Origin of the sequence: Pseudomonas ogarae, assembly GCF_014268695.2 — a bacterium.
Taxonomy (GTDB): Bacteria; Pseudomonadota; Gammaproteobacteria; order Pseudomonadales; family Pseudomonadaceae; genus Aquipseudomonas; species Aquipseudomonas kilonensis.
The window spans coordinates 672340-686933 of record NZ_CP077086.1; the positions used below are offsets into that span (position 1 = coordinate 672340).

General features: G+C 62.4%; 10 protein-coding genes. All 10 read left to right on the top strand.

The genetic code is table 11. The features are described 5' to 3' along the window. Positions 1 to 136 precede the first annotated feature (136 nt). The gene (gene hutH / locus HU749_RS02900; protein WP_186652518.1) at positions 137 to 1660 is read left to right on the top strand and encodes a histidine ammonia-lyase; all 1524 of its coding nucleotides are present in this window, start codon (positions 137 to 139) and stop codon (positions 1658 to 1660) included. A gap of 129 nt (positions 1661 to 1789) precedes the next feature. Further along, positions 1790 to 3322 carry a histidine ammonia-lyase gene (gene hutH / locus HU749_RS02905; protein ID WP_095974083.1) on the top strand — a complete coding sequence of 511 codons (1533 nt, stop codon included), beginning with the start codon at positions 1790 to 1792 and terminating at the stop codon, positions 3320 to 3322. Positions 3323 to 3431: 109 nt separating this feature from the next. Then, positions 3432 to 4634, top strand: coding sequence for an imidazolonepropionase (gene hutI, locus HU749_RS02910; protein ID WP_186652514.1), 1203 nt, complete (start codon positions 3432 to 3434; stop codon positions 4632 to 4634). 11 nt (positions 4635 to 4645) lie between these two features. Next, positions 4646 to 5449 carry an N-formylglutamate deformylase gene (gene hutG / locus HU749_RS02915; protein WP_186652513.1) on the top strand — a complete coding sequence of 268 codons (804 nt, stop codon included), beginning with the start codon at positions 4646 to 4648 and terminating at the stop codon, positions 5447 to 5449. Positions 5450 to 5748: 299 nt separating this feature from the next. Beyond that, a complete protein-coding gene (locus tag HU749_RS02920; protein WP_095963325.1) occupies positions 5749 to 6696 on the top strand; it encodes a choline ABC transporter substrate-binding protein in 948 nt (315 codons plus the stop codon). 164 nt (positions 6697 to 6860) lie between these two features. Further along, positions 6861 to 7772: an alpha/beta hydrolase gene (locus tag HU749_RS02925; RefSeq protein ID WP_186652511.1), complete on the top strand. Its 912-nt coding sequence runs from the start codon at positions 6861 to 6863 to the stop codon at positions 7770 to 7772. Positions 7773 to 7877: 105 nt separating this feature from the next. Next, the gene (gene pip / locus HU749_RS02930) at positions 7878 to 8849 is read left to right on the top strand and encodes a prolyl aminopeptidase (protein ID WP_003196909.1); all 972 of its coding nucleotides are present in this window, start codon (positions 7878 to 7880) and stop codon (positions 8847 to 8849) included. Then, entirely contained in the window at positions 8846 to 9283 is a 438-nt protein-coding gene (dtd, locus tag HU749_RS02935; RefSeq protein WP_186652509.1) for a D-aminoacyl-tRNA deacylase, read from the top strand. The genes pip and dtd overlap by 4 nt, the downstream gene beginning before the upstream one ends. Before the next feature lie 350 nt (positions 9284 to 9633). Next, entirely contained in the window at positions 9634 to 11376 is a 1743-nt protein-coding gene (locus HU749_RS02940; protein WP_186652508.1) for a glucan biosynthesis protein G, read from the top strand. Beyond that, the gene (gene mdoH, locus HU749_RS02945; protein WP_079301555.1) at positions 11369 to 13939 is read left to right on the top strand and encodes a glucans biosynthesis glucosyltransferase MdoH; all 2571 of its coding nucleotides are present in this window, start codon (positions 11369 to 11371) and stop codon (positions 13937 to 13939) included. Before HU749_RS02940 ends, mdoH begins: the two co-directional genes overlap by 8 nt. The last annotated feature ends 655 nt before the right edge of the window (positions 13940 to 14594 follow it).

The following is a 14594-nucleotide window of genomic DNA, read 5'->3' on the forward strand; positions in this document are numbered from 1 at the left end:
CTTGCTCCCGCTCGGGCGCGCAGCGGCCGCTTCTTTTGGGCCTGCTGCGCAGTCCAGCGGGAGCAAGCTCCCTCGCCACAGAGGCTATGCCTTAAGCCAGATGTGATGCTGAAATGAATTTTTCATGAGGTTGAAGATGTCCCAGGCTGAAAAAATCGTAATCACCGGCGCCCCGCTGCGCTGGCAGGAGGTCGTCGCCGTCGCGCGCTTCGGCGCTGTGCTCGAGCTGTCGACCCAGACCTGGGCGCGGATCGACAATGCCCAGGCCATCGTCCAGCGCATCGTCGCAAGCGGCGAGCGTGCCTATGGCGTCAACACCGGCCTGGGGGCCTTGTGCAATGTTTCGCTCAAGGATGAACAGCTCAGCCAGCTGTCGCGCAACACCCTGCTCAGCCATGCCTGTGGCGTCGGTGCGCCGCTTTCCGATGAGCAGACCCGGGCGATTATCTGCGCCGCGATCCTCAACTACAGCCAGGGCAAGTCCGGCATCCATCGCCGGGTGGTCGAAGCGCTGCTGGCGCTGCTCAATCGCGGCATCACACCGCAAGTGCCGTCCCAGGGTTCGGTGGGTTACCTGACCCACATGGCGCACATTGGCATCGCACTGCTGGGTGTCGGCCAGGTCAGCTATCGCGGGCAAATCGTCCCGGCGCAAGAAGCCCTGGCCGCAGAGGGTTTGCAAGCGGTGCAACTGGGGGCCAAGGACGGTTTGTGCCTGGTCAACGGCACGCCGTGCATGACCGGTCTGAGCTGCCTGGCCCTGGCCGATGCAACGCGGCTGCTGCAATGGGCCGATGTGATCGGCGCCATGAGCTTCGAAGCCCAGCGCGGGCAGATTGCCGCGTTCGATGCCGAAGTCATCGCCCTCAAGCCGCACCCGGGCATGCAGAAGGTCGGGAGCAATTTGCGGGCGTTGCTCGACGGCAGCGAAGTCATCGCCGCGAGCCTGGGCATTCGCACCCAGGATGCCTTGAGTATCCGCTCGATTCCCCAGGTGCACGGTGCGGCTCGCGACCAGTTGGCCCACGCCCGGCAACAGATCGAAACCGAGCTCAACGCGGTGACCGATAATCCGCTGCTGCTGGGTAGGCCGGAAAACTTCCGGGTCATGTCCCAGGCCAATCCCCACGGCCAGTCGGTCGCCTTGGCGGCGGATCTGTTGGCGATTGCCGTGGCTGAGATCGGCTCCATCGCCGAGCGTCGCCTCGACCGCTTGATCAATCCCCACGTCAGCGGCCTGCCGGCCTTCCTGGTGGCCAACCCCGGCGTGAACTCGGGGATGATGATCGTGCAATACGTCGCCGCATCGCTGTGCGCGGAGAACAAGCAACTGGCGCAACCGGCGGTGCTCGACAATTTCGTCACCTCCGGGTTGCAGGAAGACCATTTGAGCATGGGCACCAACGCGGCCCTGAAGCTGCACCGGGCGCTGGAAAACTGCACGCAGATCCTCGCCATCGAATACCTGCTGGCGGCCCAGGCCTTTGAATTTCTCAAGGCCCAACGCTTCGGCGCCGGCACCGACATCGCCTGGAAACTGCTGCGCGAGCACGTCCCGGCCTATGACCAGGATCGCTGGCTGGCGCCGGACATCGCCAGTGCCGCCGGCCTGCTCAAAGACCCGAACGTGCTGCACAACGTATTACCGAATTTGAATTGATCAAAAAAGCGCCAGCGTGCCAAGGCACCTCTTGCCCACAAGGCATCGCCCAAAAAGCGAAGGTGACGGATAACGGAACATTCCGGAGCGACTGGCGGGTAAAAACAAAACTCTCAAAAGGAGCAATACATGACTGCCTTAAACCTGATTCCCGGCCAATTGAGCCTGGCTCAATTGCGTGACATCTATCAGCAACCCGTGACCTTGAGCCTCGACGCCAGCGCGTCGGCGCAGATCGAGGCCAGTGTTGCCTGCGTTGAACAGATCCTTGCCGAGAACCGCACCGCCTACGGCATCAACACCGGTTTCGGCCTGCTGGCCTCGACCCGCATCGCCAGCGAAGACCTGGAAAACCTGCAGCGCTCCCTGGTGCTGTCCCATGCTGCCGGCGTGGGCGAGCCGATCAGCGATGCGCTGGTGCGGCTGGTCATGGTGCTCAAGGTCAACAGCCTGAGCCGGGGTTTTTCCGGCATCCGCCGGCAGGTGATCGATGCGCTGATTGCGCTGATCAATGCCGAGGTCTACCCGCACATTCCGCTCAAGGGTTCGGTCGGTGCTTCCGGTGACCTGGCGCCACTGGCCCACATGTCCCTGGTGCTGCTGGGCGAAGGCAAGGCCCGCTACAAGGGCGAATGGCTGCCGGCCGTCGACGCGCTGAAAGTGGCTGGCCTCGCGCCGCTGACCCTGGCCGCCAAGGAAGGCCTGGCGCTGCTCAACGGCACCCAGGTGTCCACCGCGTTTGCCCTGCGTGGCCTGTTCGAAGGCGAAGACCTGTTTGCCGGTGCCCTGGCCCTGGGCGGCCTCACGGTGGAAGCGGTGCTCGGCTCGCGTTCGCCATTCGATGCACGCATCCATGCCGCCCGTGGCCAGAAAGGCCAGATCGACGCCGCCGCTGCCTACCGCGATCTGCTGGGCGAGCGCAGCGAAGTCTCCGATTCGCACCAGAACTGCGACAAGGTCCAGGACCCGTACTCCCTGCGCTGCCAACCGCAAGTGATGGGCGCCTGCCTGACCCAGTTCCGCCAGGCCGCCGAGGTGCTGGTGATCGAGGCCAACGCGGTGTCGGATAACCCGCTGGTGTTCGCCGCCGAGGGCGACGTGATTTCCGGAGGCAACTTCCACGCCGAACCGGTGGCGATGGCGGCCGACAACATGGCCTTGGCGATTGCCGAAATCGGCTCCCTGAGCGAGCGGCGCATTTCGTTGATGATGGACAAGCACATGTCGCAACTGCCGCCGTTCCTCGTCGCCAATGGTGGGGTGAACTCCGGCTTCATGATCGCCCAGGTCACCGCTGCCGCCCTGGCCAGTGAAAACAAGGCGTTGTCCCATCCCCATTCGGTGGACAGCCTGCCGACCTCGGCCAACCAGGAAGACCACGTTTCCATGGCCCCGGCCGCTGGCAAGCGTCTGTGGGAAATGGCCGAGAACACCCGTGGGATCCTGGCGGTGGAATGGCTTGCGGCTTGCCAGGGGCTGGATCTGCGCGGCGGTTTGAAGACCTCCACGAAGCTGGAACGGGCCCGGGGTCTGTTGCGTGCGCAAGTGCCGTTTTACGAGAAGGACCGCTTCTTTGCGCCGGACATCAATGCGGCCAGTGAATTGCTGGCGAGCCGGTGCCTGAACGAATTGGTTACGGCGCAGCTGTTGCCGAGCCTGTAAGGGCCTCATCGCGAGCAAGCTCGCTCCCACACTCATTTGGGGTACACCCTGCCCCTTGTGGGAGCGAGCTTGCTCGCGATTCGATTTTGAATGCGACGAGGAAACCGGGATGAAAACCCTCTGGCAAAACTGCCACGCCGCCACCATGGCCCAGGGCGTCTACTCGATCATCGAAGACGCCGCCATCGTCACCCAGGGTGAGCACATTCAATGGATCGGCCCGCGTGCCGAGTTGCCGGCGGGGGACTACCCGGCGGTCAACGACCTCAAGGGCGCCTGGGTCACGCCGGGGCTGATCGACTGCCATACCCACACGGTATTTGGCGGCAACCGCAGCAGTGAGTTCGAGCAGCGTCTGCAAGGCGTCAGCTATGCCGAGATCGCCGCCGCCGGTGGCGGCATCGCCAGCACCGTGCGCGCCACCCGCGCCGCCAGTGAAGACGAGCTGTTCGCCAGCGCTGCCAAACGCCTGGGAAGCCTGATGCGCGACGGCGTGACCACGGTGGAAATAAAATCCGGCTACGGCCTGGACCTGGCCAGCGAACGCAAGATGCTGCGGGTCATCCGCCGCCTCGGCGCCGAGTTGCCGGTCAGCGTGCGCAGCACCTGCCTGGCGGCACACGCCTTGCCGCCGGAATACAAGGATCGCGCCGACGATTACATCGAGCACATCTGCAGCGAGATGCTGCCGGCCCTGGCGGCCGAGGGGCTGGTGGATGCGGTGGACGCCTTTTGCGAATACCTGGCGTTTTCCCCGGCGCAGGTCGAGCGGGTGTTTATCACGGCGCAACAACTGGGGCTGCCAGTGAAGTTGCACGCCGAGCAACTGTCATCCCTGCACGGTTCCAGCCTGGCGGCGCGTTACCAGGCGCTGTCGGCCGATCACCTGGAGTTCATGACCGAGGACGATGCCAAGGCCATGGCCGAATCCGGCACCGTGGCGGTGCTGTTGCCAGGGGCGTTTTACTTCCTGCGCGAAACCCAACTGCCGCCCATGGATGCGTTGCGCAAGCACGGTGTGAAAATCGCCGTGGCCAGCGACCTCAACCCCGGCACCTCGCCGGCGTTGTCGTTGCGCTTGATGTTGAACATGGCCTGCACCTGTTTCCGCATGACCCCGGAAGAAGCCCTGGCGGGGGCGACGATTCATGCGGCCCAGGCCTTGGGCATGGCTGATACCCACGGTTCGCTGGAAGCTGGCAAGGTCGCGGATTTTGTCGCATGGCACATCGACCGCCCGGCCGACCTGGCGTACTGGCTCGGTGGTGATCTGGAAAAACGCGTCGTGCGTCACGGCGTGGAAATCGATTGAGGAGAACGGTTGTGGAGAAGGTCCTGAATTTCAAGCAAGGGCGCGTGCCGCTGTTGATCAGCATGCCCCACGCCGGCCTGCGCCTGACCCCGGCGGTACAGGCCGGGTTGATCCCCGAGGCCCAAAGCCTGCCGGACACTGACTGGCACATCCCAATGCTCTATGAGTTCGCCGCCGAGCTGGGTGCCAGCACCCTGGCCGCCGAGTACTCGCGGTTCGTCGTCGACCTGAATCGCCCCGCCGATGACAAGCCGATGTACGTCGGCGCCACCACCGGTTTGTACCCGGCGACACTGTTCGATGGCGTGCCGCTGTTTCGCGAAGGGCTGGAGCCGTCGGCCGAGGAGCGGGCGACGTATCTGCAACAGGTCTGGATGCCGTATCACCAGGCGCTGCAGCAGGAACTGGCGCGGCTCAAGGCCGAGTTCGGCTATGCCTTGCTGTTCGACGCCCATTCGATCCGTTCGGTGATCCCGCACCTGTTCGACGGCAAGCTGCCGGACTTCAACCTCGGCACGTTCAACGGTGCCAGTTGCGACCCTGCCCTGGCCAGCCAGCTCGAAGCCATCTGCGCCCGCCATGGCGAATTCACCCACGTGCTCAACGGGCGGTTCAAGGGCGGACACATCACCCGGCACTACGGCAACCCGGCCGAACACATCCACGCGGTGCAACTGGAACTGTGCCAGAGCACCTACATGGAAGAGTTCGAACCGTTCAACTACCGCGCGGATTTGGCGGCGCCGACCCAGGTGGTGCTCAAGGAGCTGCTGGAAGGCTTCCAGGCGTGGGGGCAGCAGGCTTACAAGAAATAAAGATCTAGCCATGACTCCTGTGGTGAGGGGAGTTATCTGTGGGAGCAAAGCTTGCTCGCGATACAGGCGCCGCTGTTTCAGAGAGACCGCGTTGTTTTCATCGCGGGCAAGCCTTGCTCCCACAGAACCCCCTTGCCACAGGTTTGTTTTTGTCCTTGAGTCTCGGGAGCAACTGTCGCCACCGTGCAAAACCGAGTCGCCACAGTTCATCTTGACCCCCTCGGCGCTGCGTAATGTTTTGGGCACGGTGCAGCAAGACACCGACCTACAATAATCCGCTGCCGCACGAGACCTTCCCGATGAAAAGACTGTTCAAACGCTGTCTGTCGATCCTCTGCGGTACCACCCTGTTGAGCGCCGGGGCGATGGCCGCCGAGCCGGCGTCGTGCCAGACCGTGCGCATGGGCGTGGTCAACTGGACCGACGTGATCGCCACCAGCGGCATGGCCGATGTGTTGCTCACCGGGTTGGGCTACGAAAGCAAACAGACCAGCGCCGTGCAGCAGATCATCTTCGCTGGCATCCGCGACAAGCGCCTAGATATTTTCCTGGGGTATTGGAAGCCGGCGATGGACAAGAACATCGCGCCGTTCCTGGCGGCCAACCAGGTGAAGGTATTGGACAAACCGAGCCTGGCCGACGCCCAGGCCACCCTGGCCGTTCCAGACTACGTGGCGGCGGCAGGGCTCAAGACCTTTGCCGACATCGCCCGGTTCAAGGATCAGCTCGGTGGCAAGATCTACGGGATCGAGCCCGGCAGCGGTGCCAACACCACCATCAAGACCATGATCGAAACCAATCACTTCGGCCTCAAGGACTTCAAACTGATCGAGTCCGGTGAAGCGGGCATGCTGGCCGCGGTGCAGCGCGCGGTGAATCGCAAGGAGTTCGTGGTCTTCGTCGGCTGGACCCCACACCCGATGAACATCAACATGAACATCACCTACCTGACCGGCAGCGAGGATGTCTATGGGCCGAACGAAGGCGCCGCGACCGTCTCCACCGTCACCGCACCGGACTATGCCCAGCGTTGTCCGAATGTGAACCGGTTGCTGGAAAACCTCACCTTCACCGCCGCCCAGGAGAGTCAGTTGATGGTGCCGATCATGGAGCGCAAGACACCTCAGGACGTCGCCCGGCAATGGCTGCGCGATCATCCCGAGGATTTGCAGAAGTGGCTGGCCGGAGTCACCAGCTTCGACGGCAAGGATGGCGTGGCGGCGGTGCAGGCCAGTATCAAGAATTGACACAACCTTCTGGAGACTGATAACCCCTGTGGCGAGGGAGCTTGCTCCCGCTCGGTTGCGCAGCGACCGCCAAAAGCGAGGACTGCTTCGCAGCCCAGCGGGAGCAAGCTCCCTCGCCACAAAAGCCTTCCGGGCTACACCTTAGCGATCCACGGCAAACCACGATGGCCTACCCACTCTCCCAGGCAATGTCAGCCTTCATCGACAAAACCCTGAGCTTCACCAGCCCGGACGACAGCCTCGCCGGTTTGCGCCAGGCCTACAGCCAGATGTGCCGGGCTTTCACCCCGGCATGCCCGCCAACGCTGGCCATCGAGGATTTCGAGCTGGCCGGCGTGGCGGTGCGGGCCTATTACCCGCAACGTGCGGCGCCGCTCGCCGGCTGGCCATGCCTGCTTTACCTGCACGGTGGCGGTTGGGTAGTGGGGGACCTGGACTCCCATGACTTCATCTGCATGGAACTGGCGGCTGAGCTGGGCGCGTTGGTGGTGGCGGTGGATTATCGGTTGGCCCCGGAGCATCCATTTCCGGCTGGTTTCGAAGATTGCCTCGCAGTGTGGCGCCACCTGACGGATGCCCCGTTTGCCATCGACCCCCGTCGGCGGCTGGTGGTCGGTGACAGTGCCGGCGGCAATCTCGCCGCTGCGTTATGCCTGGCCTTGCGCGATGCCGGGCAAGTATTGCCCCGGGCCCAGGTGCTGATCTATCCGGCGCTAGGTGGCTCGGCAGCACTGCCATCGCGCCGTGAGTGTGCCGATGCGCCGCTGTTGAGCAGCCAAGACCTGGACAGCTATCACGCGCTGTACCTGGGCGACGTTGCACCCTCTCCCTGCGCTATGCCGTTGCTCGCCGAGCACCTGGACGGCTTGCCGCCGGCGTTGATCGTCGTGGCGCAATGGGACCCGCTGCGCGACGACGGCGTCCTTTATAGCGAGCGGTTGAATGCCGCAGGTGTAGCCTCTGTGTTGTACATGGGCGAAGGGTTGGTCCACGGTTGCCTGCGCGGCCGGGGCCAGGTACCGGAGGTCGATCGGATGTATAGCACGCTGCTGGCGTACCTGGCTGACATGCTTTGACTGCGCAGGGGACATGCTCATTCAGGTAATTCGGGTTTATGATGCCGGACGGCAGATTAAATAGACGTCCCTACAGGGATGACTCGACCCCTTACGGAGCGCGCAATGCAGACTTTGTACCCGCAGATCAAACCCCATGCCCGGCACGATCTGGCTGTCGATGACACCCACACGCTCTATGTCGATGAAAGCGGTTCCCCGGAAGGCCTGCCAGTGGTGTTCATTCACGGCGGCCCGGGTGCTGGCTGCGATGCGCAGAGCCGCCGCTACTTCGATCCGAACCTGTACCGCATCGTCACCTTCGACCAGCGCGGCTGCGGTCGGTCCACCCCCCATGCCAGCCTTGAGAACAACACCACCTGGGACCTGGTCGAAGATCTGGAGCGCATCCGCAAACACCTGGGCATCGAGAAATGGGTGCTGTTTGGCGGTTCCTGGGGTTCGACCTTGGCCCTGGCCTACGCCCAGACTCATCCAGAGCGGGTACACGGCCTGATCCTGCGTGGGATCTTTCTCTGCCGACCGCAGGAAATCGAGTGGTTCTACCAGGCCGGCGCCAGTCGCCTGTTCCCTGACTATTGGCAGGACTACATCGCACCGATCCCGTTGGACGAGCGCGACGACCTGCTCAGCGCTTTTCACAAGCGCCTGACCGGTAACGACCAGATCGCCCAGATGCACGCGGCCAAGGCCTGGTCCACCTGGGAAGGTCGCACCGCGACCCTGCGTCCGAACCCGCTGGTGGTCGATCGCTTCTCCGAGCCGCAGCGAGCGCTGTCGATCGCCCGGATCGAATGCCACTACTTCACCAACAATGCCTTCCTCGAACCTAACCAGCTGATTCGCGACATGGGCAAGATCGCCCATTTGCCGGGCGTCATCGTGCATGGCCGCTACGACGTCATCTGCCCGCTGGACAATGCCTGGGAGTTGCATCAGAACTGGCCCAACAGCGAACTGCAGGTCATTCGCGACGCCGGTCACGCCGCTTCTGAGCCGGGGATCACCGACGCACTGGTGCGCGCCGCTGCGCAAATGGCCCGGCGCCTGCTCGACCTGCCACCCGAAGAAGCATGAAGGGGCTGTTGCAACGCGTTCGCGGCGCACGGGTCGAAGTATCAGGCGAGATCGTCGGGGCCGTGGATCAGGGCTTGCTGGTGTTGGTGGCCGTCGAGCCCGGGGATAGCCGGGCCAGCGCCGACAAACTCCTGCATAAGCTGCTTAACTATCGAGTGTTCAGCGACGCCGACGGCAAGATGAACCTGTCCCTGGCGGATGTCGGTGGTGGGTTGTTGCTGGTGTCGCAGTTCACCCTGGCGGCAGACACCAAAAGCGGTTTGCGCCCGAGTTTTTCGACAGCCGCGCCTCCGGCCTTGGGCGAAGAGTTGTTCAACTATTTGCTCACCCAGGCGAAACAGGTGCATGGCACTGTGGCATCAGGTAGATTCGGCGCCGACATGCAGGTTCATTTGGTCAATGATGGCCCGGTAACCTTCCTGTTACAGGTCTGAAAGCGTTTGAAACATCTTTTCGGTTCTGTTTCGAGGCAAAACAGGGAGTTTTCTCGATAAATACTTTGCTGCCCCTGATGCGTTGTCACGCGTGCTACTAGATAATCGCGCGCTACGGGGGATCAGCGTTCGCTGGTCCATTTGACTTAGGTAGAGACTTGTCCTGGACCGTTTGGGGAATCATTTTGTCCCATCGGAGTCGGAACAATGCTCGCCAACTTGGCAAGAGTGGTCGGCAGGGACGGTTTTTCAGCGCCGTTACCGTGCAGATACTTTATCTGGCCGTTGGTTTTTTGATCAGTTTTCGGCGAGGGTTGCTCGTGATTGTTAGTCCCTGTAATGCACCAAAAATGACTGCCAAACGGTTTAGAAGCGCCTTGGTAGCGGGCTCGGCCCTGCTGTGCCTGTTCGGCGCGGGCCAATTGTGGGCATTCAGCCTGGATGATGTATCGGCGAAGGCACAAGAACTGGCCGGGCAGAAGTTCGAAGCCCCGCGCAGCAATTTGCCGAACGAATTCCGCGAAATGAAATTCGCCGATTATCAGAAAATTCGTTTCCGCACCGAAAAAGCTGAATGGGCCGACCAGAAGACGCCGTTCCGGCTGTCCTTCTATCACCAGGGCATGCATTTCGACACGCCGGTGAAGATCAACGAAATCACCGCGACCACCGTCGACGAGATCAAGTACGACCCGACCCGTTTCGATTTCGGCGACGTGAAGTTCGATCCCAAGGCCACCGAACAGCTGGGTTACGCAGGTTTTCGCGTGTTGTACCCGATCAACAAGGCCGACAAGCAAGACGAAATCATGACCATGCTGGGCGCGAGTTATTTCCGCGTCATCGGCAAGGGCCAGGTCTACGGTTTGTCCGCTCGAGGCATGGCCATCGACACCGCGTTGCCGTCCGGTGAAGAGTTCCCGCGCTTTCGCGAGTTTTGGATCCAGCGTCCGAAACCGACCGACAAGCACCTGGTGATCTTCGCCCTGCTGGATTCGCCACGGGCCACGGGTGCTTATCGCCTGACCGTGCGTCCGGGCACCGACACCGTCGTCGACGTGAAATCACGGGTGTTCCTGCGTGATCGCGTCAACAAGCTGGGTATCGCCCCGTTGACCAGTATGTTCCTGTTCGGCGCCAACCAGCCGTCCAAGGTGCTGAACTACCGTCGTGAGCTCCACGATTCCAGCGGCCTGTCCATCCATGCCGGCAACGGCGAGTGGATCTGGCGTCCGCTGAACAACCCGAAACACTTGGCCGTAAGCAACTTCTCGGTGGAAAACCCGCGTGGTTTCGGCTTGCTGCAACGGGGCCGTGACTTCAGCCACTACGAAGACCTGGATGACCGTTACGAAAAACGTCCAAGCGCCTGGATCGAACCGAAAGGTGATTGGGGCAAGGGCAGCGTCGATCTGGTTGAGATTCCGACCGCCGACGAAACCAACGACAACATCGTTGCGTTCTGGAGCCCGGAAAAACTGCCTGAGCCTGGCCAGCCGCTGGACTTCGCCTACCGTCTGCATTGGACGCTCGATGAAGCCAACCTGCACTCGCCAGACAGTGCCTGGGTCAAGCAGACCCTGCGCTCCACCGGTGACGTGAAGCAGTCCAACCTGATCCGTCAACCGGACGGCAGCGTCGCCTACCTGGTGGATTTCGAAGGGCCGTCCCTGCAAGCGTTGCCTGAAGACGCTGAAGTGCGTAGCCAGGTGAGCATTGGCGACAACGGCGAGATCGTCGAGAACAGCGTGCGCTACAACCCTGAGACCAAGGGCTGGCGCCTGACGTTGCGCTTGAAGATCAAGGACCCGAGCAAAGCGACCGAGATGCGTGCCGCATTGGTCAGGCCGCTTGTCCCTGTCGAGCTGCCAGCCACCGCGCACTCCGTGGCCACGCTGGCCAAGGCCGACAAGGTCGCCAAGCAGCAGAGCGAAAAAGAGAAAGCCAACGAGCAAGCCGGCGAGCAGAAAGAAGCCAAGGCCGTCAAGGCGGCCACCGCCGCCGCCGAGCCGACCCCAACCCCACAGGAACCGGAACAGACTGAACAAGTCCTGACCGAGACCTGGAGCTACCAGTTGCCTGCCGATGAGTAATACGTCCGTACAACCAGAGTCTCTGCGTGAGTATCTGGCCCATTTGCCGATGACCGACGAGCAGCGTGCCGAGCTGGCAGGCTGCTCGTCATTCAGCGAATTGCATGAGCGCCTGGCTTCTTCGACATTCGACGCACCCAACGAGGCGGCGCAAGCCTCGGTGGGCCGTCGCCTGACGCTGAGCACCGCCGAGGAACTCGAGGACGCCGAAATGCTGGCCCTCGATTCCAGCGGCCGGGTGTGCTTGAAGGCGACACCGCCGATTCGCCGGACCAAGGTCGTGCCGGAGCCGTGGCGCACCAATATCCTGGTGCGCGGCTGGCGGCGCCTGACCGGGCGTACCAACCCGCCGAAGCCGCCCAAGGATGAGCGCGTGCTGCCCCATGCACGCTGGCGTACCGTGGGTTCGATCCGCCGCTACATCCTGCTGATCCTGATGCTTGGCCAGACCATCGTCGCCGGCTGGTACATGAAGGGCATCATGCCTTACCAGGGCTGGTCGCTGGTGGACCTGGACGAAGTCCTGCACCAACCGCTGATGCAGACGGCCACGCAAGTGCTGCCGTATGCGTTGCAAACCAGCATCCTGATTCTGTTCGGGATCCTGTTCTGCTGGGTGTCGGCGGGTTTCTGGACGGCGCTGATGGGCTTTCTCGAATTGCTCACCGGCCACGACAAATATCGCATCTCCGGCGCTAGCGCTGGCAACGAGCCGATTCCCAAGGACGCCCGCACCGCGCTGGTGATGCCGATCTGCAACGAAGACGTGGCTCGGGTATTCGCCGGTTTGCGCGCGACCTTCGAGTCGGTGGCCGCCACCGGTGACCTGGATCGCTTCGACTTTTTCGTGCTCAGCGACAGTAACGAAACCGACATCTGCGTGGCCGAACAACAGGCCTGGCTGGACGTCTGCCGTGAAGCCGGGGGCTTCGGCAAGATCTTCTACCGCCGTCGTCGCCGTCGCGTGAAGCGCAAGAGTGGCAACCTCGACGACTTCTGCCGTCGTTGGGGCGGTGACTACAAGTACATGGTTGTACTCGACGCGGACTCCGTGATGAGCGGTACGTGCCTGACCAGCCTGGTGCGCCTGATGGAAGCCACGCCGGACGCCGGCATCATCCAGACCGCGCCACGGGCCTCGGGCATGGACACGCTGTATGCGCGCATGCAGCAGTTCGCCACTCGGGTGTATGGTCCGTTGTTCACTGCCGGCCTGCACTTCTGGCAGTTGGGCGAATCCCATTATTGGGGGCACAACGCGATCATCCGCATGAAGCCGTTCATCGAGCACTGCGCCCTGGCGCCATTGCCCGGTAAAGGCGCGTTCGCCGGTGCCATCCTGTCCCACGACTTTGTCGAAGCTGCGTTGATGCGCCGTGCCGGCTGGGGCGTGTGGATTGCCTATGACCTGCCGGGCAGCTACGAAGAGCTGCCGCCGAACCTGCTGGACGAACTCAAGCGTGACCGTCGCTGGTGCCACGGCAACCTGATGAACTTCCGGCTGTTCCTGGTCAAGGGCATGCACCCGGTCCATCGTGCGGTGTTCCTGACCGGCGTGATGTCCTACCTGTCGGCGCCGCTGTGGTTCTTCTTCCTGGTGCTGTCCACCGCGCTGCTGGCGGTGAACACGCTGATGGAGCCGCAGTACTTCCTCGAGCCACGCCAGCTTTATCCGCTGTGGCCGCAATGGCATCCGGAAAAGGCCATCGCCCTGTTCTCGACCACCATCGTGCTACTGTTCCTGCCCAAGCTGCTGAGCATCGTGCTGATCTGGGCCAAGGGCGCGAAGGAATTCGGTGGCAAGTTCAAGGTGACCATGTCCATGTTGCTGGAGATGCTGTTCTCCATGCTGCTGGCGCCGGTTCGCATGATCTTCCACACCCGTTTCGTGCTCGCCGCTTTCCTGGGCTGGGCCGCGACCTGGAACTCGCCGAAACGTGACGACGACTCCACGCCATGGAGCGAAGCGGTCAAGCGCCACGGTCCGCAAACCTTGCTGGGCTTTTTCTGGGCCTTGCTGGTGATCTGGCTGAACCCAAGCTTCCTCTGGTGGCTGGTGCCGATCGTCGGGTCGTTGATCCTGTCGATCCCGGTGTCGGTGATCTCCAGTCGCGTGGGCCTGGGCTTGAAGTCCCGCGATGAGAGCCTGTTCCTGATCCCTGAGGAATACGCCCCGCCCCAGGAGCTGCTGTCGACGGACCAGTACACCCATGAAAACCGTTGGCATGCGCTGAACGACGGTTTCATCCGGGCGGTGGTCGATCCGCAACAGAACGCCTTGGCGTGTGCGTTGGCCACCTCGCGTCACGGCCAGGCCGAGCCGATTGAATGGCTGCGGGTCGAACGTGTTCGTCACGCCCTGAAGGTTGGTCCTGCCGAGCTCAGCAACACTGAGCGACTGGCGTTGCTAAGTGACCCGGTGGCCCTGTCCCGCCTGCATGAGCAGGTCTGGAGCGAGGCTCATCCGGAGTGGCTGGCGGCGTGGCGTGAGTCGGTCAAGGCCGATCCTCATGCACCGTTGCTGCCGCTACAGCCGGTGAGCGCACAGCCTCAAGTGGCCTGATACGCAAAAAGCCCCGCTTCTGGAAGGAAGCGGGGCTTTTTGTTGGGCGCTATTTCAGTATTTGAGCGCTATCCGTGGCGAGGTCAGGACTGTGTATTGACGTTGTCCAGTACCCGATTCGCCAACAAACCAATGGTTGACGCTCCTTGATTGATGGAGCCGCCAGACATCGCTGCTAAACGAAAAGGGTGGCGACTGTGCGCGGGTTAGCAGACCAGGAATCAAGGAACCCGGCGCACCGAAGTGCCCCACGCACAGCCGCCATAAAGCGGACCTGCGTGCCTTGATATTGTGCCGAGCTGCTAAACCCGATCGCTGAACTGACAGCGACCTGCAAACGTTAGAGCCCAGGGCCAAGGCGCACAAGCCAGCGGATTCTGGCGTAGTTGTAGGCGATGGCGCAAGGCGCCGTAGCCTTGGGATGACGGCTTGCGGGACGCAGGTATTTTTGTATGTATATCAGTTGGTTAGGTAAGGGCTACTTAGGGTTCCGCCCTTACGGCGGGTCACTTTCGAAAAGCGCGAAAGTAACCAAAGCGCTTCTGCCCCTCCACTTGGTGCCTCGCCTAGGCTCGGCATGCCCGAACGAAGGCATTGCTCCGTGGGCCCGCCGCGAAGGGCCATCCATGGCCCAGCGCGGCTATCCCGGCATCCA